This is a genomic window from Geobacillus sp. FSL K6-3411, assembly GCF_037965715.1.
GTDB lineage: Bacteria > Bacillota > Bacilli > Bacillales > Anoxybacillaceae > Geobacillus > Geobacillus thermodenitrificans.
This window is the reverse complement of sequence record NZ_CP150187.1, coordinates 387,245-413,682: the sequence shown is the minus strand read 5'-3', so window position 1 is coordinate 413,682 and position 26,438 is coordinate 387,245. Positions and strand designations below refer to the sequence as shown.

Here is a 26,438-nt window from a genome sequence, read left to right as displayed (position 1 = left end):
AGAACCCTACCTATGTCTAAAAGTATACCGAATGTCGACTGGACAAATCAACTGGAAAGCGTCATTCGTCAGTTTGTAAAGGAAAAATTAGAACTGATCATGCGGGAAGAAATCAAGAATTTCCTCGACATAGAACAAGCCGGAACATCGAATATGAGAAACGGCTACTATCAACGAAATCTAGATACGCAATATGGCCGGATTGAAGGTCTTTTGGTCCCTAGAGACCGAAACGGAGAATTTCAAACGCAGCTGTTTGCCCCTTACCAACGCCACACGGGCTGGCTTGAGGAAGCCATCATCAGGATGTATCAAAGTGGCATGAGCACACGTGAAATTGGCACGTTTATTGAACGAATTTTAGGCAATGCCTATTCTCCTGCAACGATCAGCCGTATTACCGATGTAGTGAAGGAAGACATCGAGAAATGGCACACTCGTCCACTGCACAAGCGTTATTCTGTCTTATATTTGGATGGTTTATACGTAAAACTTCGTCGCGAAACCGTGGAGAAAGAAGCCATTTATGTGGTGTTAGGGGTGAATGAAGAAGGATATCGCGAAATTCTTGATTTCTTTGTGGGAGGACAGGAAAGCGCCTATGTATGGCAGGAGATTCTTCAACAACTATACAACAGGGGCGTAAAGGAAGTGCTTCTGGGCGTATTCGATGGACTACCGGGGTTGGAGGAAGCCTTTAAGGCGGTTTATCCGAAAGCCGATGTGCAGCGTTGTGTCGTTCACAAAGTCCGCAACACGCTCCATCGTGTTCGGAAAAAAGACCAATTCGAAGTGGCCGAGGATCTCAAGCTGATTTATCGCGCGCCGAATAAGGAGATGGCGTTACAAATGTTTCAACAGTTTGAGTCGAAATGGTCCAGCAAATATCCAAGAGAAGTTCAATCTTGGGCCAATGAGTTGGATGTCCTCCTTACATTTATGGATGATCCAAGCAGTATTCGAAGTGTGATTTACACGACCAATGCCATCGAACGAACGATCAAGGAGATTCGGAAACGCCTAAAACCGATGAACAGTTTGAATAGTTTAGAAGCCGCTGAAAAAATCGTGTATTTGACCATTCAAGATTTTAATGAGAAATGGGCAGGGCGAAAGTTGCGAGGATTTGCCGAAGCGCATGAAGCCCTTCAACGAATGTTTGAAGAACGTTATCATTAACCAAATACTGTAAATAAACAAAATAGGGGGATTCTCCCTTTCCACACAGGAGACTGAATATTCAGTCTCCTGTGTGGAGAAAATCAGTCCCCTATCAATTCAAATCCATTTCAGAGAAACCCTACCCCATTACATTACACAAAATTCTTGACGGTACCGAAATTTCTAAAAAAACTTTAGTTTTATTTATTAAATATAATAAATATAATTTGTATAGACTTAATAAAATAAGCTTTAAAGTGCGGAATAACAACAATGCAACCACAAGTTGACAAAGTGCAACTAGAAGTTGACAAAGTGCAACTAGAATAGGATAGAAAAAATATCGATGTTTTATACAATATAGTTAATAACATGAAAGGAGTTACAACAAATGAATTTTGGAGAAAAACTTGTTAAGTTACGAAAAGAGAAAGGACTGTCTCAAGAGGCTCTAGCGGAAAAATTAAACACCACTCGACAAGCAATAAGTAAATGGGAAAATGGTCAAGGATTCCCCGAAACTGAAAAACTATTGATGATTGCGAATATCTTTGAGGTATCTATTGATTACTTATTGAAAGAGTCTGCCGAAAATAATGATGATAAAGAAGATGGTTATTATGTTAGTAGAGAAATGGCAGAAGGTTTTTTATTAAGTTCAAAAAAAATTGCTAACCATGTTGGTATAGGCTTCGGACTGTTTGCACTAGCGTTTGAACCATATTTTATTTTAGGAACCACCTCACTTCTAGGTGTTCTATTAATTATTATCATCGCAACATTAGGTATTATTTCTTTTGCTACGTTAGGCTTTGATCAAGGACAATATACAGTTCTAAAAAAAGAAGTGTTATTGTTTGATTCAAATTATATTAAAGAATTAAGAACAAGATATGAAGGATTTAAAAGAAAACATTTAGGAACAACAATAGTTGGAGGTTCTTTATTAGCAGTAGGTTTTCTAGCTTTTGCTTTGGAGAAAAAGTTAGAAATGGGTATCTTAGTTCCTTATTATCCGATTTTTGTTTTTTTGATAGCTGTTGGCCTTGCTTTATCTGTTCGTACTATCACTATTATTTCAGCATATCAATTATTAGTAAAAAATAATGAGCATACAAATCGCCTTAGTTTTAAATTAAAACAAAAAATAAAGAAGAAGTTTGATGAGTATTAGGAACATACAAAATCGATTTCAAAAGTAATACCAATTCTAAGCAATGAATACAACCGAGGAATAATATACTCCTCGGTTACTTCCATTTACTCATACTTCACAAACGCATCCTTAAATCCAGCTTTCTTCGCTTTTGCTAACTGCTTGTCTGCATTCTTTTTAACACTATAAGCACCAATCTGCACATGATACAGTTTTTTAGCGCCAGTTGATGGTTTAGAAGTTGTTGTTCCTTCCGCTCATTCTTTCTTCACATCTGCTCGGAACGTAGCCATTGATTTGCCAAATTTAGAAAACCAATGACGCGGGTCACCATGATTACTAGCAATCTTCTTTATGATACCCTTCATAATGACCGATAATATTTTTCTCAGTTAATTTGTATTGTTTACAAAGATACGCACACAATTCAACCGCTTCTTTATAAACTTTATTAAAGTAAGTTTTATCCGTTAAATTATCTTCACAAATTTCAAAGCCAATATGTGTATTATTCGCATCTCCACCCGCATGCCAACCACGATGATTCCAAGGTAACGTTTGATATGTCGCAATTGATCCATCTTTTAACTTTCCGATAAATGCATGAACACACACCTGCCTACCATCTGGTCTTGGCTGATTCCAGTGATTGTTGTATTGATTTTTCCCTAGTAAACCATCATCCGAACCAACATAGCGCTTTCAATTTGAATTGTTTGCTCCTGTGCTGTGAACCATAATTCCTTTTGGTGTAATCTTTCTTCCCGCTTTATAGCACTCATTCTTTGTTAAATATAACTTTTTTAAATTCATGATTCATTTCCCCCTTTATTGTGTAACTGAGCAAGTACATTTTTTAACTTCTCTGGTATTGGTAAACCTAATCGTGAAGCGTTTTCTAGCATAGAAATACCTTTATTTGAACAATAAAAAAAGATGACCGCTGTTCTAAGAACGCTGCCATCTCCTATCAAATGAGTGTCAATCATATGCCCGACACCAACCAATATAAAAATTAACACTTTTTTAAATATCCCTCGGTAACCAATTTCACTAGATAGTTCTTTATCGACAATTGCACACATAATTCCTGTGATATAATCAGCAACAACTAATATAATCAATGCATACAAAAAGCCATCTAACCCTCCTAAAAACCAACCCATGAAACCACCTAGTGCTGTAACAATAATTTGTATCCAATTCCATATATCCTTCACAGTAAGTTTCCTTCTTTAGTTTTTAAAATAATCTATATAAAAAGAGTGCCTACATTTTGTAGACACCCTTGAATTATTTATATTTGTTTAGGCAATGCTTCCCACACCCGCATATCTTCCTGCCCTAATGACCAAATGGCAATGCCTCGTAATTTCCATCGGTAAGCAGCTTCATTTGCCCAATAAACCAGACTATCGACATCTTGATAATAAAGTTATCAATACTTCAACCCTTCTTATTTATCCACCCTAGACATCAATGCTACCAACTCAACGTGACTTGAGTAGTGATCGCAGACAACATATAGATGTAGCAGTGTTTGCCTAACTTGAAAAACTGCCTTTTTATTTTTCTATATATTTATCTTGGTAAATATTACTCAGTTCTAATAATCGGTTCCCATTAGCAATAGGAAATACATTAACCTTTTGTGGTGTAATTGCATTGGAACGTATTCTCCATCCGTCCTCATAAGGTTCAATTGGTATTCTTTTATCTGGTTTTACTCCAATTCTAAAAATATGAGGGTGAAAAAACTCAATATATTGACTTCCACCCTGTTGATGGTATATAGCAGAGACTGGAACTAACATCTTAATATTAATATAACAGGTTAAACGCCTTTCTCGTTTATAAGATGGCTGTTCATAAATTTCTACATATTCATATTGAGATTCATCATCTGTTCGAAAAACTGCTCGACCTTTTTCACGCATTGCAACATTAAATAAGTCACTTTCATATTTCAACTCAGGGAGATCAGTAAAATATGCGAAATGAATGTTCTTTAATTTTCTTGTACTCCCTTGAAGGTTATATGGCGAAGGCCATATTTCTTTACTACTAGTAATCCCTCGCTCCCCATCTTTAGAGGTATGATGAAATAACCTTAAATAGTGATCTTTTGTAATTCTAATGTTTGGAACCTCTATTTTATAAATTGGTTCAGAAATTGAAATATTGCATTCAGCTATTTGTAATTCATCCTTTGTCAAATTAGAAGAACTTTTAAAACTTAAAAATGCTCCCGTAGAATAATCTAGATTACACTTAATATTCCAAAAGGTATAAGTATCCGATTTTATTTCAACGACATTATCCAGAGTTTTAGGTCTAAAAAAACGACCATTTATTTCCAAACCATAGAGATAAAAATTTCTAAAAATATTCCATTCTGGTTTTAAAGTTGACAAAATAGCAAAATAAACTTTTCCTGCGTATTTTTCACTATAACTATTATTCTTTATGGTATACTGGCTTTCGTTTATAGAAGGTTTAATTCTTTGAATAGAAGCAAGGTATGCCCCACAACAATCATAAGGATGTAAGCCACTTCCACATATACATTCGACATGTGGATCTTTAAATAGTTCACTTATCGGCTTTATACTTCCATGACACTTTTTATACTTTTTTCCACTCCCACATGGGCATAAATCATTTCTATTAATTCTTGACACAAACTATTACTCCCTTTTATGTAGAATATATCTGTAATGTATCTTGTTAACTATTAATCCTTCCTTCATCAAGGTTATCTAACAAGAATATAAAACATATTGATTTAGTGGTGTGTTAACCTAATTAAAATTTACAGATCACAATTTCAAATCCTAGATGATGTATAAAATTTTGTGTCAAGCATTTGGCTAGACCAAAAGAAAAAGGTAGGGTATTCTCTGATTTGGCCAAAAATCTTAGAGAAAGGAGAACCCTACCTATGTCTAAAAGTATACCGAATTTAGACTGGCTCAATCAACTGGAAAACGCCATTCGTCAGTTTGTAAAGGAAAAATTAGAGTTGATCATGAAGGAAGAAATTCAGAGTTTCCTCGAAATTGAACAGAAGGGAACGTCGAATAGAAGAAACGGCTATTACCATCGAAACCTAGATACGCAGTATGGTCGTATCGAAGGCCTTTCTGTTCCAAGAGACCGAAACGGGGAATTTCAAACGCAGTTGTTCACCCCTTACCAACGCCATACCGGCTGGCTCGAGGAAGCCGTCATCAAGATGTATCAAAGTGGCATGAGTACGCGTGAAATTGGCAAGTTTATCGAACGAATTTTAGGAAATGCCTACTCACCAACAACGATTAGCCATATCACGGATGTGGTAAGGGAAGACATCGAGAAATGGCATAATCGCCCCCTACCCAAGCGTTATTCGGTCTTATATTTGGATGGGTTGTACGTGAAACTTCGTCGAGATACGGTAGAAAAAGAGGTCATTTATGTCGTGTTAGGTGTAAACGAAGAAGGGTATCGTGAAATTCTCGACTTCTTCGTAGGAGGACAAGAAAGTGCCTATGGGTGGCAAGAGATTCTCCACAATCTCTACAAGAGAGGATTACAGGAAGTACTTCTTGGTGTATTCGATGGCCTTCCGGGACTGGAGGAAGCCTTTAAAGCCGTTTATCCGAAAGCCGATGTGCAGCGCTGTGTCGTTCACAAAGTACGTAATACCTTAAATCGTGTTCGGAAAAAAGATCAATTTGAAGTGGCAGAGGATCTCAAACTGATTTATCGCGCACCGAATAAGGAGATGGCGTTACAGATGTTTCAACAGTTTGAGTCGAAATGGTCCAGCAAGTATCCGAGAGAAGTTCAATCTTGGGCCAATGAGTTGGATGTCCTCCTTACATTTATGGATTATCCAAGCCCCGAGTTCGACAGTCACTAGGCAAACAAAATGCCTCTCGCCCCTTGATACAAAAGGGATCGGAGGCATTTGGGCACACTTCGGGCGTGTATCTAGGTGCGAGGGTGGATGCCTAGAATCTTTGGAGGAGGTTCCAGCCCTAGAGCCGCAAGGAATAGCGCTTGTTTGGCCGTCAGTTCGGTTCGTTGATAAAGGTCGCCGTTTTTTGAAGAAAAATGTCCAAGCATGAGACGCTCGCATTCGTCTCTTACTTTCGGCCACGATTCATGAGTTCGGATCTCCACGATCCGAACCAGCAAGAGAGCCAGCCAACTGAGCAGCACATGCGCCCGGATACGGTCTTCCAAGCGATGATACATGGGGCGCAGCTCGAGTGTTGATTTCAACGTCCGAAAGGCCTGCTCGATATCCACCAGTTGCTTATACCCGAGCGCGACATCCTCGGCAGACAAGGTGTCATCGGAGGTTCGGATGAGATATTTGCCATCGTACGTTTCCGCTTCACGAACCGCTTGCTTGTCGATGCGAAGCGTTCCATCCTTCAATTGACGCAAGTATTTTCCGTAGGACGGATGGGAACGCAGCCGGCAGGTGGCCTTATGATGAGCTTCATTGGGGAGTTGGCGAAGCCCCTCCAACTCCTCTTTCAGCGATTCGAGCAGCTTTTCCCGTTCCTTGCGTTGGCGTTCGGCTTCGCTGGGATTGTACACGAGAACATAGCGCTGACGCGCTTCTCCGTCGCCCACGATGATTTCTTTGATATGCAAGTTCTCGCGAACTTGTTGGTAGCGCCCGCGACGGTTTAGGGCCTCTTCGACGGCGGCTTTGCCGGACCGCATTTTTTCGCCGACAATGTAGTGTCCCCCGGCCTGTTGCAAGATTCGCAAATTCTCTTCAGACGAAAATCCGCGGTCCATCACGCTGATCACACGCCCAAGCTTCCAGCCAATCAAGTCTTGTTTCACCTGTTTGATGACCGTCATATCCATCGTATTGCCAGGCCATACCCAAGCGCGAATGGGGACTCCTTCCCGGGTAACGGCCAGTCCAATGACGATTTGGACCAAATCGGGACGCTTATCTTTGGAAAACCCCTGCTTTCGAAGCGATTCTCCTTCTGGTGTTTCGGATGGATCCACTTCGAAGTACGACGAAGTCGTATCAAAGTAAATCAAATCGACTTCCAGGTTCAATAAATCGGCCACGGCATGGAACACTTGGCGTTCCAATTCCGGCTGCACAGCCAGCAGCTCATCCATCGCCCGGTACAACTGGTGGCTGGCGACTTGGGGAAGATGAGGGATATGCACGTCTTTCTCCACCCACTCCTCCATCGCCAACTTGCTTGACGGATGAAGGGCACGATTCGCCACCATGGCAAAAATCAGCCGTTCCAACGGAATCTGATGATGTCGGGAGGCAAACAAGGAGTGGAGAATCTCTCCCAATCCCAGTTGTCTCCAGAGCTGATCCAAAAGCCAAGCGCCACCAAGGCGTTTGCTTGATTGAAACTGAAAGTCATCCGACACTTCTCCTGTCAACGTCTCGATTTCCCAAGCCTGCTCAGGAGAAAGGAATCGCGAAATGCTTTTGGCCAGACGCTCCAAGACAGCGCGATCCACCTCGTCTTCGCGCCCAAACGAATAAATCACCTTCGCTTTCGCATATTTGGCCTTCGGATCCCATTCGTTGTGAGCAAGCTGGAGATACGCCACGGTCGTTCCATCTTTGTTTTTGCGTGTTACTCGCCGTATGTACATGCCTATATTATAACCGATATTCAGCTGTTTTAAAAGTTAAAATAAACAAGTCGTGTGCCTATGAAATTCAGTGTTTTTTTCTAGGATCCGCATCGCGAAATCTTTGATATAACAGCATTTTGGCCATTTTCATTTGCCTAAAATGGCCTCAAAACTGTCGAACTCGGGCAAGCAGTATTCGAAGTTTGATTTACACGACCAATGCCATTGAACGAACGATCAAAGAGATTCGGAAACGTCTAAAGCCGATGAACAGTTTGAGTAGTTTAGAAGCCGCTGAAAAAGTCGTGTATTTGACCATCCAAGATTTTAATGAGAAATGGGCAGGGCGAAAGTTGCGAGGATTTGCCGAAGCACATGAAGCCCTTCAACGAATGTTTGAAGAACGTTATAATTAACCAAATAATGTAAATCAATGAGATAAGGGGGATTCTCTCTTTCCACACAGGAGACTGAATATTCAGTCTCCTGTGTGGAGGAAACCAGTCTTCCCCTCTATTCTAAATCTATTTCAGAGATACCCTATCTATCTTACATTACACAAAATTCTTGACGGTACCAAATCCTATTAGTAACATTCTATGTGGTTAATAGGTTAATAAGTTTATAAAACACGAATGTTGTGTATTCTTGTTTAAAAAACAGTTAAAGAAAGAGCAAATCTCCAAATTTCTTACCATTCTATTAAGCAAAAATCCTTCAAAGAATCCAGTCTTGTAACCGTGGTGTAAATCGAAATCGTTTTCACATATGTATAGTTTCAATCCGTCTCCTCCTTATTCTTTCAATGTGGATTTCAATAATAACACTTTAATGATTGAGCCACAGTTTCCTGATAGATCCTGTTTAATGGTAAGCATTCGATTTAAAAGTTAAAGAATAATACCTGTAATTGGTTTTTAAACTAACTGCATATCAAATTCATCCGAATTCCATATGTATCAAGCAAATAAGATTGAGTAGAAACTAAAATTCTATCCATATCCCCAGTTATCTTTTTACTATCCACTCCCGGTTGAACAATATTTATTTCTAATTTAGAACCATACACTCTTAGTTTGTTCTCTATTTCTTTTAGTTTATCAAGATCCCCTAATTCAAATCGTGATACAGTACTTTTTTCCATCCTTTGAATTTCTCTTTTACGCATTCTTTTCACAATTTCTTTAGTATTTTGTTTCCAAATAACTGACTTTTCTGCTTGACCACAGACTTCATATAAATCACTAACTCTCGAACCGGGTGAATCTCCGTGAGAATACTTGCAATGATAAAATTCAAAAATAATATCGTTTTCACTTTCCTTTATAGCAATTATATCGGCAATCTCCCCCGCATCATCATCATCAAAAACAATACAGTAGTCACCAGTATCTAGTAATTTTTTTATGACATTATATTGTATGGAATCAGAAAATTTTTCGATTGTCTGTGATTCTTTTTTAATGTTTACCCCCATTGATTTCCAATCCCAAGAAAAAACTTGATTTGACGGAAAACTCTTGTCCTCATGGCTATCTTTTAATGTTACATATAAATTTCCTTCAAGAGTTGACTGGTCTACAAATTTAATTATTGGCGGATATTCTTGAAAGAAATCAGCAAGAAGAGTTTTTTTCTTGCTCTTAACAATTCTTGTCTTATTTTTGGAAACTGATTTAATTCGGAAAGAATTATCCGATATTGATAATTCAAAGTTCTCTTTAAAACCTTCATTTCCAACATAGAATTGTAATACATCCTTTTTTGATTGTATTTCTGGCAATTTAATATCAACTTCGTATATAGGTATTTTAATTCCATCTCGTTCTAAAAATAAATTATCATCAGTAAAAAAATCTAACTCCAATGGCCAATCAATTCTATAGGGAATTTCATTTGGAAGTTCCTTGATGACTTTAGGAACTAATACTCCCTCTAGTATTTTTTGAGGATCAATAGTAGGATCTAAAACTTTGTCTATTATCTCATTGCACCAATTCATCCAATAATCTATACTTTCAACCCATTTCGCCCAAATAGTCCCTTTATGGGAACAACCAATGCTAACCTTTCCTTTGCCATTGTATCCGACTCCAAAAAGATTAGACTTATAACTATTACTTTTTGAGGCCTCAGATAAACCTTGTGCTATATCTACGCCAGCAAACATTTTGTATCTTATTGGGCCATTAATGGCAGAGTTTAAACCAACCGTCGCAAGCATAAGACGATTAATACCATATAGACATCTAAATATATTTTCTCCAGTTATTCTGTTACTCTCCCCGAAAATAGCTTCAACAAGCTTATTCGCTAAAGATTTATCTGTGGCATTAACAAAAGCAACATTTTTGTCTTGATTCCAGTAAATTACATATAATTCCCAACTAAGGTTTGAAATATTATGTTGAGTAGTCCATCCAACATTACTTTCTTTCGGTTCAATAATGACTAAAACTTTCTCTTCATCGTTAATATAGTACTTGCATATATTTTCATCGAGAACTGTAGTCCACTTTTCCCATGCCCATGATTTTGTTTTTACTATATATGCATACATACTAACTTTTGGAATAATTTGTTTTATACCAATTTTATCGATACCGTTCCCTTTAAACCTTTCCTCTAAATCTTGTAAAGCTATTTCACGATTGATAAGCCCTTCTGATTTGATTGATAGTAATTGATTCCAATCTGAATCTCTATTATATAAATCTCTTATAGCTTCTTGCACTTCTTCATTTGCAATATTTGCTACAATTTTTGCATCTCCTAAACCTTTTTTTGTTCTGGCAAATCTCCCAATAAATTGAAGAGTTATAGGAAGGGATTTGTATTTATCATGGATTGCCGCTATTTTTAAGTTTGGTATATCAATGCCTTCTCCAAACATATTTACACAAACTACAATTCTAGATTCTAAGTTTTTCAAAGCTTGAATCCCTTTTCTCTTTTCACTATCACTAAGACCACTAATTAACAAAACTGGTTTAAACTTTTTATATTTCTTATTATATATAGAATCGTATAATTCCTTTGCACGATTTTTTGTACTAGCCCTAACCAATAATATATGATCGTATCCAGCATCAATGTCCTCTTCCAATAGCTTAACTGCTTCCCTCGCTATCATTTCATCACTTTTCTTATCATTAAATTCTTCTAATGGATAAAACATTATTGGTTGAAAATATCCTTGTTCTTGAGCCTTTGATAGAGGAAAATTATATATAATTTTTCCATCCATCTTTTTTTCGTCATTTCTGAAAGGAGTTGCCGTAAATTGAAGAATTCTATTATTAACAAAAAAACTTTTGAATTTACTCCATGTTTTTGCACTAATATGATGTGCTTCATCAACTATTAAAGTATCAAATTCTTGTGCAAGGTATTTCTTATATTCATCTGGGAATAAATTCGCTAATTGCATAGTTGTAACAATAATATTAGCTGGATCAACAAATTCCCTAAATTCCTCAAAATTATCAAATTGACTTGCTAACAGCGCAACATTGGGCGGCAGAACATATTTGTCATCAAGAATACCAATTTGGTAAAGAACCCCAAATGTTTTTGCTTTATCAAAAATTTGTTGCCTAAGTAGATTAGAAGGAACCACAATTAAAGTCTTTAAACACTTTTCGGCAACAATTGTAGCTAACATTGTTTCTGTTTTTCCAGTTCCAGTAGGCATAACAATAGTAGCTGCTTCTCTACTAACTGTCCAAAATGAGCGAATTGCACAAATTGCTCCAAATTGAGGTGGTCTCAGTCCTATTTGATTATTACCGTCAGCAAGAACTTCTTTAAAACTATTATTCCAAGTAGTGACCACATCTTGGGGTTTAAGAACTTTATTTTCATTATTAATATTACAGAAAAGAATATTATTTCCTTTTTTAATTTGTTTTGTTTTCATCTTATCCCTCCCACCTTATAGAACTACTCATAATATATACCGTTTTTCTTGTATTCAAATAATAATATTTTATCAAAAAATTCTTTAGCTGTTCGAAGTTCATATTCTTACACCAGATTCATTTTGCTAATATCTAAAAGTCTGGTGATTTAATGGGACATATTCCTTTCCCTCGACGGGCTATAAGGGCCAAATCGTGGCCATTCGGGCTGTTTAGTGCAAAATAAAAGTTACTCTTACGCAATCTTGGTGATAGGAAGAAGTTAATTGAGAAACTGTTTTTGACACCATCTTCACCCTAATTCTTCAAAATCCTTTTATTTTGTCTCTCTATCTTTCTTTACATTAATGAATTAAATTATTAAACATCTTTCCATTTCATTAATTACACAGTTGATTAAACAGGCATCTTAGGGGCAATATATGAACCCTCTAAGATGCCTTTTCTTTTATAATTAAAGTGGAAAGATTTTATTATATAGTTACGCCCCCACAATATCTTCTGAATTTCTGTTAATCTCATCGATAATGCTAATGATCCTCCGCGCGTCGTCCATGTTGTCTTTAAAGAGTTCAACAATGCTTCCGACGGTTTTAAACGGTTCTTCCTGCAGCACCCGCTTGTCCATGACTCCATTTTTCACAAAGTAATCGACAATCAATTTGACAAAACGGCTTTGTTGGATGTTCAACCGTTCACTTGATAAAAATTCGGAAAACGCTTCGTTGGCGGCCTGCGGGTCAAGGCCGACGATTTGGCGGACGAGTTTTGTAATCGGTGTGTCTCCGAATTCTCTTTTATAATCTTCCTGTGTGCCAAGCTCATTCCAAAGAATATGCTCCAACGTTTTTAAGTCTTGGACGGTTAGCTTTTTATTATTTCGCAACTTGTAAATGGCCATCTGGTCGCGGTGTTCATGCAGATAATGTTCCACCTTTTTTCGATAATTTTTCAGATCATTGACATTAAACATCGGACCGTTTTCTTTGACCTCTAAAACTTGGTCTTTAAAGTTCGTATAGTAAATTTTTTGCGTTTCTTTTTCAAGGAATTTCACTAAATCACGCAACGCTTCGCGAACGGCTTCCAATTCGAAAATATCGGCTTCGCTCCAAAATTCTTCCGTCTGTACTTTTTCAATAATGTATTTTTGTTCCATCACTTGAGGAATGGAACCGAGCTTAGATAACGCCTCTGCGGTGCGAATCACACTCCGAATCGGCTTTGTGGCATTTTTCGTTTGCAGCTTCGCCAATTCGATCGTGTACATGAGTAAATCAAAACGTTTCGCCAATTCATCATCGTTTAGCGGAACAATCAGCGGCGAAATATGTTCTTTGATTTCATTAACATCTATCGCTGTTAAGGAGTCCCATTTAGTCCGGTTTTTAAACTTGTGTACGTATTGAATATGTTGGCGTACGCGGAAGTTTTCTTCGTTTAACTTATTGATTTCCGCTAGCACCTCGTCAATCAATTCATTGCGATAGGCAATATACTCTTCTTCTTGGTACTGTAAATGCTGCAGTTCTTTAATGATTTCGATTTTGGCATTAAATAGACGCTCCGTTAAGCTCTCCACCGCTTTTCCTTCGATTCCCTTTGGATTTTCGCGGAAAAACTCGAAGTTGCCGCAATAGTCAAAAATAAGGAAATGCGTTTTATCTTTCCCGGCTCCGAATAAGTCTTTGCATAAACGGGTTCCGCGTCCAATCATTTGCCAAAACTTTGATTTGGAGCGTACCTTTTTAAAGAACACAAGGTTGACGACTTCCGGAATATCCACTCCAGTATCGAGCATATCGACCGATACCGCAATTTGCGGCAATTTGTTGCGGTCGGAAAAATCATCGATTAATGTTTGGTAGTAGTTCACGCTGTAATCAATGACCCGTGCAAAGCCTCCCTTGTATTCAGGGAACAATTGATCAAAGCGCTCCACAATCCGTTCCGCATGGCGATGGTTTTTCGCAAAAATAATCGTTTTGCCGAGTTTGTCCCCGCCTTCTACGCGAATTCCTTTTTCCATTAAATCTCTGAGTACCGTATCAATCGTATCGTCATTAAACAGCCATTCATTTAACGCGGCACTGTCAATATCCTCGCCTACTTCATCATCAAATGTTTCTTCATATCGTTCTTTTTCTTCATCAGATAACTCATCGTAATGAATGCCCTCTTCAAGAAATTTAAGCTTTGTTTCAATGGTACGATAATCCACTAAATAGCCATCTTGAACCGCTTGATCTAACTCATAGGCATAGGTCGGCACGCCGTTTTCCAGATCAAACACTTCATACGTATTGCGGTCAATTTCATCTTTTGGTGTGGCGGTAAGCCCAAGCAATATCGCGTCAAAATAGTCAAAAATTGCTCGGTACTTCTTGTAAATACTGCGATGGGATTCATCGACGATAATTAAATCAAAATGCCCGACGGTAAAGAGACGTTTGCCGTCTTTTCGTTTCGCTTCGTCAATCGCGTTCATCATCGTCGGGTACGTCGAAAACACCATGCGGCTTTCCTCTGGATTGTCTTTGTTATCGAGCAAATTGCAAAGCGTCAAGTTCGGCAACAAATGGCTAAAACTATTTTTCGCTTGCGTTACAAGCGTTTTGCGATCCGCTAAAAACAAAATATTTTTTACCCAATTATGACGGGTAAGAACATCGACAATCGAAATCGCCGTCCGGGTTTTGCCGCTCCCCGTCGCCATGACAAGCAACGCTTTGCGCCGTTTATTCTCGAGCGCGTCGCATACGGCTAAAACCGCTTCTTTTTGGTAATAGCGATTCGTTATGTTGTCATTGATTTGCACATTTTTTAGCGGCTTCTTCATCGTCCGACGATCAATAAGCAAGCTTAATTCTTCCTTATTGTAAAAGCCGGAAACCTTCCGCGCCGGATAGTTAAGGTCGTCCCAAATATACGTTTCAAAACCGTTTGTGTAAAAAATAATCGGACGTTGGCCGTGCATTTTCTCAATGCAGTCGGCGTACAATTTCGCCTGTTGCTTTCCTTTGTTCGGGTCAGCGGTTGTCCGTTTCGCTTCGATAACCGCAAGCGGCTTCCCGTTGTCGCCAAAAAGGACGTAATCGACATAGCCGACTCCTTCTTGATTTGGCATGCCAACGACAGGGTATTCCACAATAACGTCCTTTTTAAATTCCCAACCAGCAAGCTTCAAATCTAAATCAATATATTTCTTTCTTGTTTCCCATTCGCTCAGTTCATCGACTTGGAAGTGGTACTCTTTTGTATTCGCTTCCCGTTTGGCGGTGAGAAGGGCGCGGAGCTGTTCGTTTTCTTTCATCATTTCTTCGAGACGTTTATCTTTGGAGCTTAACCGTTCGTATAAATCTTTTAATTCTTCCGGACGCTCGCGCTTTTCCTCTCCGATTGGCAGCAACGATTCATCAAAATCCGTAGCCGTATATTCATCGGAATAACAATAATCAATCCAAGACACAAACTGATGAAGATTATGCAGGGAAAGAATCGCTTCTTCCCTCGTAATCATCGAGTTCGTATGAACCGCGACATTTCCCAGTTTGACAATGTAACGCAACAACGGCAACAAGTCTTCATCAATAATGGACAAAAAGACGTTGTCATGAATCAAACTGGAAAGATTATCTTGATACGGAACTTTCAAAGCGCTGTCAAAGCTGTACACCCACTTAACGGCAAGCTCCAGCGCACGGCGCGTTAAAATCGCGCACGTCGCCGGACTCACAACTAAACTTTTCTCCGCTTCTAAACACGCATTCGTAAAACTCTCATAATGAGGTTTTCCTATTAAAAAATGAAAGTTGGATAACAACAAATACCCCTCCCTTAACCGAAACTAACTTCTTATCGCTCGCTAGTCGTTGAATAACTCTCCTTTAAATGCGCGTTGCATGAGAGAGTTAAAGTTGTTTTCAAGCTCTGTCAAGCTTTTGTGAAGAATTGCTTTCTGGGAATCAACTTTTTTTACTATTTCAGAAAATTTGGCTTGCAAATCTCTTGGCGGCAACGGAATTTCCATGTTTCTTATGTCCGTTAAAGACAAGAACTTTTGTGTTCCTCCGCGTTTATTTTTATTGAGAATATAATCAAGATAATGTGAATTCAATAAATATTTTATATATATATTGATTACACAAGGATTGTTAAATTTTATTAATGCTACATTCTTTATCGCAAAATTTGGCTGTTCGTCGACGATAATTGGATTTCCGATTGTGCCAATCATCGGCATAATAATATCTCCTATATCAACTTTAGACCTCTTATTAATATTTATAAAGTCTTCTTCCGAGATGTAGTTTACGTTCCTTAAATCTATTTTCCCATTTTTAATATTTTTAGAAGTTACTAAAGGATAACCGCTTGGAACATACTTAGGCGAATCGTGTGTTCCATCCCTTACATCTGTAATGTCTTTAAGTGGTCGTCTTTCCCATGTTTTATTGGCAACAGGATCCCCAAACATCTCCAAAAACACACTTTGCGTTAACTGGTCTAACGCTTCAATTTGGGCTTTTCGTTTGTCAATGAGTTCTTGGGCCTTGTCTAATATAGATACAATTCTTTTCTGAGTATATATATCAGGCAAAATTACTTTAATTTTTTTTAAATGGCTAGGCCCAAAATTGAGCTGTGCTGAACCAGTAATTAGTCGCGATAGTTGCTTTTTAAAATAGTTAGATTTTAAAAAATACATAAAGTATCTGATATCAAGAACTGAATTATCTAAACTCTTAAATCTTATAGTACTGGTATTAAGACAAAGCGGAAGATGGTGTTTTTCTACAAACCCCATTTTTTTATCAAAATACTCGACTTTAATACCAGAACTTGCGATTATTAAATCACCTTCATCAACTAAAAAGTGTTGATATCTACCATATGCTTCATCTTCAGAAATATATCTATCTGTATTATCTAGTACTATTCTTCCGTCCTGTAAATTAGCTACATTTAATAATTTAACCCCGCTTGTTGTATATTGATTATTTCTTACGCCCGGTCCTTCTTGAAAAAAAACAACATCCGGTAAATCTACAAGTAACCAATCGCGTTTTTTTACGATCTGTGCTAGATTCATAATATCACCGGTCCCATCTTATACAATCATTTTAATAAATCTTTTAGTTCCAATATGCCCTGAGTAATTTCTTCTTCTAATTGTTGAATCTTATCTAGTATCACACTCGGAGCTTCATACTCCACTTCTTCATACTCAATCTCTTTATACTTGTTAATCGAAAGGTCATACTCGTTTTCACGAATTTCTTCCACCGGCACAAAGAACGATTGCTCTGTCCGTTTCCGATCTTTTTCTGCTTCACGGTTATGGAATCGCGCAATGATGTCCGGAATATCATTTTCTTCAATTGGGGTTCGCTTGTCGTCTAACGAATAGCCATCGGCTTTCATATCATAGAACCATACTTGATCCGTACCGCCGACGCCTGTTTTCGTGAAAATCATAATCGCCGTAGAAACGCCGGCGTATGGTTTAAACACGCCGCTTGGCATGGAAATAATTGCTTCCAATTTATGATTTTCCACGATTTCTTTGCGAATTTCTTTATGTGCTTTCGAACTTCCGAATAACACTCCGTCTGGCACGATGCACGCGCAGCGCCCGCCCGTTTTTAAAATCCGCAAGAATAACGCCAAGAATAAAAGCTCGGTTTTCTTTGTTTTTGTAATTTTTAATAGGTCACTAGAAACAGCTTCATAATCCAATGAGCCTTTAAACGGCGGATTGGCAAGGACAAGGGTGTATTTGTCCTTATCTTTGTTTTGTTCCGACAAGGAGTCGCGATATTCGATATTCGGATTTTCAATGCCATGAAGCATCATGTTCATCGCGCCAATCCGCAACATCGTGCGGTCCATATCAAAACCGTAGAACATATGATTATTAAAATGTTCTTTTAAACTTTGCACTAAAAATAAGTCACTGCGATGTTTACGCAAATATTCTCCTGCCGCTACCAAGAAACCTGCGGAACCGGCGGCCGGGTCGACAATAATATCTTCTGGAGTCGGTTTCATTAACTCTACCATCATCTTGATAATATGACGCGGCGTACGGAATTGGCCGTTCGTACCTGCTGTCGCGATTTTTGACAGCAAATATTCATATAAATCCCCTTGTAAATCACGGTCTTTCATCGGGAGCTTATCAATGCCGTCCACAATTTTGGAAAGCACTTGCGGCGTAGGAATCATAAAAATCGCATCGCTCATATACTTGGCATATGCAGAATTTTTATTGCCATGCAAGCTTTTAATGAACGGAAATACTTCTTTCGATACTATTTCATACATTTGCGAAGCTTCTAGATTTTTAAACTTACTCCAACGCAAGTGTTGTTTATCTTCAGGAAAGATGCGTTCAAACTCAATTCCTAATAAAGCAGCCTCTTGTTCTCTTTGGGTTTCAGCTTCATCGAGGCCTTTAATAAATAAGAGGTATGTAAATTGTTCAATGACCGTCAGCGGGTTCGTAATTCCGCCTGTCCAAAACGTTTCCCATATTTTATCGACTTTGTTCTTTAGTTCTCCTGTAATCATATAGCTGCCTCCTTATTATTTCCAAACTTAATTATACATAGTTTTATCGGCGTTAGAAACTTTGATTTCGCTGGATTCAATCAACTGTCAAAAAAGGAAAAATAATGACTGCAAAGATATTATGATAACGCTAATGCATCATCTTGTATTCAAATTCAGACTCAATACAGGGGTTGTATAAAAAATAAAAGTTATTAAGGTAAATGGTTAGCCAGCTCCGCAATCGGGCAGCTACTTTCCGTTTTCGTCCCATCACTACTTCCATATGTCAGACTAGCGAATACGCCTTATATATGATTTAGATTTATTCTCTATTACTCCCGCTCCCATTCTCCCTTACAATCAGGACATTGCCACCGAATCACCCGGTCTGCTTCCAAACTGGATATGCCGATTTTTCTGCTGAAATGTGTGGCATTTCCGTAATGCTGCTGCAATTCTTTTGGAATCGGATCTCCCTGCAAATCTGTGCCACAATATGGGCAGTATTCTTTATGATCATCCATGTTAGTTCACGTCCTTCGCTTATTGGATTTGGTTCGGTTTGTCTCTTGAAGTGGCATTTCTTCCTAATAGAAAACGCAGTACCTGTGAAAACACCTATAACCAGCGATTAAAACGCCAAAGAAGAAGAGAACGTCTGCAAAATACAAATAACACAACAATAAGATCGCTATAAATAGAGCGCTTTTTTTTCGCATTCAGAAATAGTTCTTTTTACCTATAAGAATATTAATTTCTTAAAAGTAGGATGATTAATGATTAAAACCCTGAGCATTTCACTCACTTAGAAAGGATGATTTTCTATGAAGACAACTTAATTATAAAACAAAATGGTTTTCACATCGTTAAAGAACCTAGCAACTAAATAACATGTTAACCACTAACAAGCGAGATCCGCAGGTTGCATGTTGCTGTCAATTTATTGATGCACATGTTCTGCGGATTTCTTATTTTTAATGCTTTACATTGGCAGAAGGAGTGAAAAGCATCAATGAATGAGGAAAATCAATGTTACAGTTGGCTTGAAGAATGCCTGAAAAATTGTACAAAATATGGATTTTCCCAGAGGATCATAGAACTTTTTAAAGTTTTATATCTGGAGGTGGAGGACAAATGAAGCCATCTTTTACTGAATTGAAAGTTCCGGGGCATAAGACGAGGATTATGATTAAGAAACGTCCACATGCAAAAGAAAAAACTCTCAGTGTACAACTGCAATTCCATTTAAAAGAAAATAACGCCTCAAAAAATATGAAATAGTGTATAAAACCGAATGCTCCCGTCAATGATTGTTAACAAAAATTGACGGGAGGATCTCTGATGAAAACGGATTTAAAAATCGGGAAAGTAACGTTTAGCGAGGAATTGCCGAAAGAGTCGAGATTATGGTTAGAACGCTTAATCGAAAAGATTCTTTTAAATGAAATAAGTACAGATGTTCTATTACAGGCTTCCTTGTTGTCAAGAAGCATGGAAAACAAAAAAATTTTGGAGAAGGAGGACAGTTAATTCATGCCGGATTCACCAGCACAATTAAAAGTGTTATATATGCGTGTTAGTTCAGAGAACCAGAGTGAAGAAATGCAGCTCAATGCCGCAAAACGTTATTTAGAGCAATATAATCCCGATGAGGTGCTAATCCTTTGCGATCACGGTATATCAGCAACCAAGCTTCCTCTCCACAAACGTCCACAACTGGTCAAATTGCTTGATTTAGTACGAGAGGACAAAGTAGACACACTGCTTGTTTACCAACGTGATCGCTTAGCTCGTGATTTCTACGAGTATTTAACGATTATCTCAGAACTAATCAAACATGACGTAAATGTGATTTTTACAGCTTCTAATTCACCACAATTTAATAAAGATATTGTTTTAGAAGGAGCATATGCTATTTTTGCCCAACATGAGGGCCATCTGATTAATAAACGCACATCTGACGCAAGAAAACAAGCTCCCCATCGCATATTCGGATACGATGTTACCAAAACAGAGAATGGTCGTTCTTATTCAATCAACGAACAGCGCGGCGAACTGGTTAAACAGCTATTTTCTGAAGCTGCAAATGTTGAAACCCTTGAAGAATTTCTGTCCTTATTGACCAAATATAAAAAATTAATGAAGCGAAAAGTGGAAGATGTGCTAAAGATATTAAAACAACCATTCTACGCCGGTTACTATATGACTCAGAACGAATATCATCGTTTGCCGCATGTTCCTGCAATTATCACACTCGATGAATACAAGAGTGCAAATAAAAAATTGGAACAATTAGAAAAGCAATATTATGAACTTAAAGCGAAAACGCAAGACAATGTATTCATTCGACCTATATGCTTCATCTGTAACAGCGAAATGTCATTGAAAATGAACACAGTGGGAACTGAAGGATACTTTTTATGCAACAGAAACCATGAATTAGTCGATATTTCAATTCAACAACTTAACAGGATGATTGATGAAATTGTAACAGAAGCATTAAACAACCTGAATACAAACGAATTGGAAAAGAAATGCATTTCGTTTCTCACTTCATTAAAAAAAGCCAATGATCAGGATAAAACAGCTTGTTTGCAAGCCATTCGACATATTGAATACAAACTATGCACCACATACAACCTATCCAAACCTTGCAATGAAGCCAAAAAACTTTTAGAAGAAATACGTGCATTAGAGTCGAAGTTGAACAATATTGTGCAAAAAGAACAAAAAATAAATGAATGCTTACGGGAGATTAACGAATTGGTGCGGCTCATTCAAGTAATGCTGCGGGAAAATCTAGAAGATCATGAGCGCCGCTTACTAGCAAAAATGATGATTAAAAACTTAATTGTCCACCATGATTATGTAATTTGTGAGTTATTTTTCCACGAATTTTTCAAATCGGAGGTTTTAACATGACAATACCCAAATTAAATAAAGGGGTCGGTTATATTCGCCGCTCCAGTCATAAGCAACTGGATAACCATTCAATTGAGATTCAAAAGCGCGAGATTGAAATAAAGGCAAAAGCGGAAGGTTACGAAATTATTCACTGGTGTATTGATGACGCAGTCAGCGCCTATCGAAAAACCGCTACGGATCGACCGGGCATGCGGGAGCTTTTTATGTACATTATCAATAACGAAGCTGATGCTGTGTTCTTCTATGAAGAAAGCCGAATAGATCGTACATTCAACAGTTTTGTAACACAAATTTACAACCCCATTAAGTCTCTCAAACCAAATTGTAAGTTCTTTTGCACCACAGTTTCTGGCGAATGGGACGCACATAATACGATTACGGAAATGAAATTGTTATTTGCCGGACAGGAATCTATCATTAAATCCAAACGGACTAAAGATACCCAAGATGGTTTGCTAGCTAAAAAAATCCGTCCGGGCAGCCGAACACCGTTTGGTTATAAAAAAGTCACTGTTGACGAACAAACCGGTTACAAAACATTGATTCCTGACGAAAATGCCCCTATTGTTTTGCTCATTTTTTATCTATCTTCTTGGGGGTATAGCAATGAAAAAATCGCAAACCTTCTAAACGAATGCAATGTTCCTTCGCCAACCGGAAATGGATGGCATGAAAATACAATCGATGCAATCTTACATCGTTATATCTATGCTGGCCATTTAACTTGGAACGTCCGAAAAAGCGCTCATTCTAGTTCCCGTAAACCAAAAGAAGAAATCACTTTCATTGAAAATGTATATGAACCTATTGTGCCGCCCCATCTTTGGCATCTCGTCAATGAAATGAGGGAACTCAAAAAACAAACGAAACAATTTGATACGCCATTTTATTTACGGGGGATTGCTTATTGTAAAAATTGCAAGGTTTCCTTAAAAACTAAGGTTGATACACCTAGCCAATCAACTAAAAAATATATGAAATATGTCTGTCCGAACTGTAGACAAAAAATCGATATGAACGCTGTTCACGAAATTGTATTTACACGTTTCTCTACTCAATGGACCCAACAGTTATACAAGATGAGAAGCCATGCTCAACAACTGCTTCTTCGCTGGAAAAAAGCCTTGCGCAGAGAAGAAGAGTCGTCAAAAAAACAGAATGAGCTGCTATTATACAACGAGCGAATGATTGAGGGGAACAATGAGAAACGCGCGTTTTTAAAACATATTTCTTCTGCAAAAGAAACAATGCAGAAAAAACTTGCACAACTACATTCCGCTATGGAACAAATTGATTTACTGTTGAATAACGATGAGATTGACAAGGTATTTCAACGCTTTGAATATTTAACCTCTTTCGACCAGTTCAGTGATATTGAGAAACGGACACTATCACTAATGTTTATTAACCGTGTCGACATACATTTTGCAAGCAAACGAGTAGATATCGATTTCCGTTTATCTCCCTTTGTAGAGCTAGAAAAAGAAATTAAACAACTTACCGAAAAATCACACGTTTAAATTAAATGACTAACCGAAAAATAATTTTATCTTCTGATTCTCATTCCATGGCACTACGTCAAAAAGCCTTGATACACAAGGCTTTTTGATATGGGGAGTTCGGTTAATTGCCCGTCTAGGTTACCTAGACAGGCAATTAACCGAGTAATGAATTTGCTCGATGGGTAAAAAACCGAAAAATGAAACCACCAATTTTTTTAGAAAAGCCCTTAAAATATAAAAAAACAAAGATATAATGTATTCAAAATTAATCCTTAAAAAGATCTCCAAACAAAAAATTAAATACTGACTCCGTAACCCGACAAAAAGCGAAAACCGCAGAGGTTACTAAGCCACTTAATGTATGTGGATGTGGCTGGGTACTCTGCGGTTTTTATTTTTAGACTTACCTTTAAATGAAAGGAGCCAACTATCATGAAGAAACCATTAAATTCTATAGAACGCATTTATAGTGACCCTAAAGTAACCTTTTCTGAACTTATTAAATCCATTATTAATAATAAAATTGACGAAATTGTCAATAATGCTAAAAAGGTGAACACTGCTACATCTCAATTTAGCAAGGAAGGATTGAATGCGAAATGAGATGTGGCGTTTATGTACGAGTTTCTTCTGATAAGTTAGAACAACAAGCTTCTCTACAGTATCAAAAAGAATTGTTCTACAACTACATCGCAGATAAGGGCTGGGATTTGTATGAAGTTTACATCGATGTTGAATCAGGAACTACAGCAAAGCGCAAAAATCTGCAGCGATTAATTGACGATGCAATGAACAAAAAAATCGATGTTATTCTAGCCAAAGAGCTTTCGCGTTTAGCGAGAAACGGAGAACTATCTTATCAAATCAAAAATCTTTGTGAAAATCATGGGGTTCACATCATTACGCTAGATGGAGCTATTAACACCTTACAAGGAAATACACACATGTTCGGTCTTTATGCTTGGATGTATGAACAAGAAGCTCAACGCACCAGTGAACGAGTAAAAGAAACTCTCAAGACCCGTGCTAAAAAAGGGCTTTTTAAAGGAAGTACGCCCCCTTACGGATATACAATCAAAGATGGAAAATTGCACATTCGAGATGATGAAACCCCAAACATTGTTCGCAGAATTTTTAATGAATATCTGGCAGGCTATGGACGCGATTCAATAGCAAGAAGGCTCTATAACGAAGGGATACCAACACCAGCTGAAGTGGCTGGAAAAAAGAATGCGGGCGACAAATGGAACGATTCCACCATCAAACTCATTTTAACCAACCCGCACTATACAGGCGATTTGGTTCAAGGGCGTACAACGACTGTGAGTGTTACAAGCACCAAACGAAAAAAGGCGTCTGATGAGGAGCTAATTATTATTCCAAACGCTCATGAGCCGATTATTCCAAGAGACGTATTTGAAGCTGTACAACATCAGATGAAATTACGTTCAAAAACAATCCCTGCTCCAAAACGGCACCTATTTACGAATATTGCCTATTGCGCTGATTGCGGCAAAGGCATGTGGTATCGCTCAAATCGTAAAGGTTATGTGTGCGGTGGATATGCCAGATTCGGCAAAAAAGCTTGCAGCAGCCATGTCATCAAAGAGGAAGTGCTTAAACAAACCATCATTCATGACATCCAGTCTCTCATGCAGCAAATTGATAAGGAATATTATTTAAAACAACTCGAAGAAAAAGCAAAACAATCTCAACTTTCCGTCCAAAAGAAACTGGATAAAATAAACAAGAAAATTGACGCCTTAAAAGCACGAAAACGCAAATATATCGAGCTGCTCGCCGATGAAAAAATCACCCAAGAGGATTATCAAGATATGATTGAGGCAAATAGCAAAGAAATCAATGAGCTTGTCGTTTCAAAAAAAGAACTTGAATCTTTGTTATCAAGCCATAAAGTTGTCGAGAACATCCAAAAGTTGAAACAGGAATTGGCCCAATTTTTAAACTTTGATGAATTAACACCGGAAATTCTGCATCGTCTCATTGATCGTATTGAAATTAAAGCGGATGGAACTCCAAAAATTTTTTATCGATTCTCCGCTCCAAAAATTGAATAAAGCAGGAAACAAAAGCGTTTCCTGCTTAATTTTCTCTCAAAACGATCTGCGAGACACACTCAACGTGTGCTGTATGCGGGAACATGTCAACCGGTTGGACGGTTTTTAATGTATATCCAAATGGAACTAATTCTGCAATATCTGCGGCAAACGTTTCTGGGTTGCACGAGACGTAAACGATCCGCTCCGGCTGGGACCGGCCGATTTTTCGCATCACTTTTCCGCCCGCACCCGAACGCGGAGGATCCAAAAGCAACAGCTCCGGTCTTCCGAATTGTTCGAGCACCTCATCGATGCCACGCCGGGCGTCTCGCGCCAAAAAGTACGTATTGTCAATGCCGTTGTCTTTCGCGTTGCGTTTGGCTGATTCGATTGATGTTTCCACAATTTCAATGCCAGCTAACGCCTTTACTCGTTTGGCGAATGGCAAGGAAAACGTGCCTACTCCGCAGAAGAGGTCAATCATTTTTTCGTGAGGCTGCGGTTTCCCCATTTCCAACGCCAGTTCGACTAGTTTGGCTGCCTGCACGGGGTTCGTTTGGAAAAACGTATCGAACCAGAGGCGATAACGGAACCCGCACAATTCGTCATAAATGAAATCACGACCGGCCAACACGTGCGTTTGTTCCGCCTGGACGCGATCCGCCCACGCCCGATTCTCGAGCCAAAGCAAGCTCTTCACTTCCGGAAGCGCCTTTGTGATCCGTTCCGTCAAATCATCGGCGGCCTGCTTTAACTCCCCTTCTGGTGCCTCAGTCGCGAAAAGCGCCACCATGACTTCCCCGGTCGCAAACGATTCACGCACCATGACGTGGCGAAGCAACCCTTCATGGGTATCTTTGTGATATCCAGGCAGCTGGTGATCGCGAGCCCAACGCGCCACCTCCATGGCAGCTTTAACGATCCGTTCACCCGCAATGAGACATGTCTCCAATGAGATGATTTGCCGAAAATTCCCTTGCTCATGCAGTCCAAGCAGTCCCTCAGGAGAGAACGTAAACTCCATTTTATTGCGGTAATGCCACGGATGTTCCATTCCGATCGTCTCGCGCACAACGTTCGGATCAAATCCATGTTGCTCCAAGAGCGCCTTCACGTGCTCTGTTTTATGCCGCAATTGCCCTTCATATTGCCAGTGCTGCCAGACACAGCCGCCACAGCGGTCAAAGTGCGGACACGGCGGCTCGAGCCGCTCTGGATGTGCCTCGATCACTTCTTCCAATCGAGCATTGGCCTTCCGTCGTTTCGGACGATCAATCAAAACCCGCACCTTTTCACCAGGAAGCGTGGATGGAATGGTGAGTTTGAGCTTTTTTCTCTTCCCCTCCTCTTCCTGCCAAACGACCGCTTGTCCGGCCCCTTTTTTATCTAACTGCTCAATGTCCGTAATGAACGATTGTTTTGCGCCGTCTATCAATGGCTTTCCTCCTTCCAAGATGAGCGGTGTGTTGTCACTCTTTATGTATTGTACACGATGGGCGGGCGAATACAAAGCAACAGCCTGCCATGACCACCT

16 protein-coding genes and 3 pseudogenes are annotated in these 26,438 nt (G+C 38.7%); 9 read left to right on the top strand and 10 right to left on the bottom strand.

The window, feature by feature from the left end; translation table 11 throughout:
• Positions 1-12 precede the first annotated feature (12 nt).
• Positions 13-1,179, top strand: coding sequence for an IS256 family transposase (locus NSQ22_RS02070; RefSeq protein ID WP_339264111.1), 1,167 nt, complete (start codon positions 13-15; stop codon positions 1,177-1,179).
• A gap of 373 nt (positions 1,180-1,552) precedes the next feature.
• The gene (locus NSQ22_RS02065) at positions 1,553-2,335 is read left to right on the top strand and encodes a helix-turn-helix transcriptional regulator (protein ID WP_008881273.1); all 783 of its coding nucleotides are present in this window, start codon (positions 1,553-1,555) and stop codon (positions 2,333-2,335) included.
• Positions 2,336-2,421: 86 nt separating this feature from the next.
• Here NSQ22_RS02065 and NSQ22_RS02060 read toward each other — a convergent pair.
• From NSQ22_RS02060 to NSQ22_RS02050, 3 genes and pseudogenes are all read right to left on the bottom strand, one after another.
• Positions 2,422-3,130, bottom strand: a pseudogene (locus NSQ22_RS02060) (N-acetylmuramoyl-L-alanine amidase).
• On the bottom strand, positions 3,127-3,537 hold the full coding sequence (locus NSQ22_RS02055; protein ID WP_060475568.1) for a phage holin family protein: 411 nt from the start codon (positions 3,535-3,537) through the stop codon (positions 3,127-3,129). The pseudogene NSQ22_RS02060 and the gene NSQ22_RS02055 overlap by 4 nt, the downstream one beginning before the upstream one ends.
• A gap of 345 nt (positions 3,538-3,882) precedes the next feature.
• Entirely contained in the window at positions 3,883-4,998 is a 1,116-nt protein-coding gene (locus NSQ22_RS02050; protein WP_339264108.1) for an SEC-C domain-containing protein, read from the bottom strand.
• Positions 4,999-5,258: 260 nt separating this feature from the next.
• Between NSQ22_RS02050 and NSQ22_RS02045 the strand changes: the two are divergent.
• Positions 5,259-6,200: pseudogene (locus NSQ22_RS02045) on the top strand (IS256 family transposase); the annotation flags it as partial.
• 92 nt (positions 6,201-6,292) lie between these two features.
• Here the strand turns inward: NSQ22_RS02045 and NSQ22_RS02040 are convergent.
• Positions 6,293-7,960 carry an IS1634 family transposase gene (locus NSQ22_RS02040; protein ID WP_172437884.1) on the bottom strand — a complete coding sequence of 556 codons (1,668 nt, stop codon included), beginning with the start codon at positions 7,958-7,960 and terminating at the stop codon, positions 6,293-6,295.
• Between the two features lie 170 nt (positions 7,961-8,130).
• Here NSQ22_RS02040 and NSQ22_RS02035 point away from each other — a divergent pair.
• Positions 8,131-8,358, top strand: a pseudogene (locus NSQ22_RS02035) (transposase); the annotation flags it as partial.
• A gap of 506 nt (positions 8,359-8,864) precedes the next feature.
• Here the strand turns inward: NSQ22_RS02035 and NSQ22_RS02030 are convergent.
• From NSQ22_RS02030 to NSQ22_RS02010, 5 genes are all read right to left on the bottom strand, one after another.
• The gene (locus NSQ22_RS02030; RefSeq protein ID WP_339264106.1) at positions 8,865-11,861 is read right to left on the bottom strand and encodes a DEAD/DEAH box helicase family protein; all 2,997 of its coding nucleotides are present in this window, start codon (positions 11,859-11,861) and stop codon (positions 8,865-8,867) included.
• A gap of 482 nt (positions 11,862-12,343) precedes the next feature.
• Positions 12,344-15,685, bottom strand: coding sequence for a DEAD/DEAH box helicase family protein (locus NSQ22_RS02025; RefSeq protein ID WP_339264104.1), 3,342 nt, complete (start codon positions 15,683-15,685; stop codon positions 12,344-12,346).
• Between the two features lie 42 nt (positions 15,686-15,727).
• Positions 15,728-16,954 carry a restriction endonuclease subunit S gene (locus NSQ22_RS02020; protein WP_339264102.1) on the bottom strand — a complete coding sequence of 409 codons (1,227 nt, stop codon included), beginning with the start codon at positions 16,952-16,954 and terminating at the stop codon, positions 15,728-15,730.
• A gap of 26 nt (positions 16,955-16,980) precedes the next feature.
• Complete coding sequence (locus NSQ22_RS02015; protein WP_339264100.1) at positions 16,981-18,435, bottom strand: class I SAM-dependent DNA methyltransferase; 1,455 nt, start codon at positions 18,433-18,435, stop codon at positions 16,981-16,983.
• A gap of 314 nt (positions 18,436-18,749) precedes the next feature.
• Complete coding sequence (locus NSQ22_RS02010; protein WP_339264098.1) at positions 18,750-18,941, bottom strand: hypothetical protein; 192 nt, start codon at positions 18,939-18,941, stop codon at positions 18,750-18,752.
• A gap of 817 nt (positions 18,942-19,758) precedes the next feature.
• On the opposite strand from NSQ22_RS02010, the gene NSQ22_RS02005 reads away from it, so the two are divergent.
• From NSQ22_RS02005 to NSQ22_RS01985, 5 genes are all read left to right on the top strand, one after another.
• On the top strand, positions 19,759-19,947 hold the full coding sequence (locus tag NSQ22_RS02005) for a hypothetical protein (RefSeq protein ID WP_033008593.1): 189 nt from the start codon (positions 19,759-19,761) through the stop codon (positions 19,945-19,947).
• Positions 19,948-19,950: 3 nt separating this feature from the next.
• Positions 19,951-21,339, top strand: a complete 1,389-nt coding sequence (locus NSQ22_RS02000; RefSeq protein WP_339264096.1) for a recombinase family protein — start codon at positions 19,951-19,953, stop codon at positions 21,337-21,339.
• Positions 21,336-22,862, top strand: coding sequence for a recombinase family protein (locus NSQ22_RS01995; RefSeq protein ID WP_339264094.1), 1,527 nt, complete (start codon positions 21,336-21,338; stop codon positions 22,860-22,862). Before NSQ22_RS02000 ends, NSQ22_RS01995 begins: the two co-directional genes overlap by 4 nt.
• 414 nt (positions 22,863-23,276) lie before the next feature.
• A complete protein-coding gene (locus NSQ22_RS01990; protein WP_169712512.1) occupies positions 23,277-23,447 on the top strand; it encodes a hypothetical protein in 171 nt (56 codons plus the stop codon).
• Positions 23,444-24,922 carry a recombinase family protein gene (locus NSQ22_RS01985; RefSeq protein ID WP_339264090.1) on the top strand — a complete coding sequence of 493 codons (1,479 nt, stop codon included), beginning with the start codon at positions 23,444-23,446 and terminating at the stop codon, positions 24,920-24,922. Before NSQ22_RS01990 ends, NSQ22_RS01985 begins: the two co-directional genes overlap by 4 nt.
• Positions 24,923-24,947: 25 nt before the next feature.
• Here NSQ22_RS01985 and rlmD read toward each other — a convergent pair whose 3' ends face one another.
• Complete coding sequence (gene rlmD, locus NSQ22_RS01980) at positions 24,948-26,339, bottom strand: 23S rRNA (uracil(1939)-C(5))-methyltransferase RlmD (RefSeq protein WP_339264593.1); 1,392 nt, start codon at positions 26,337-26,339, stop codon at positions 24,948-24,950.
• Positions 26,340-26,438: the final 99 nt, after the last annotated feature.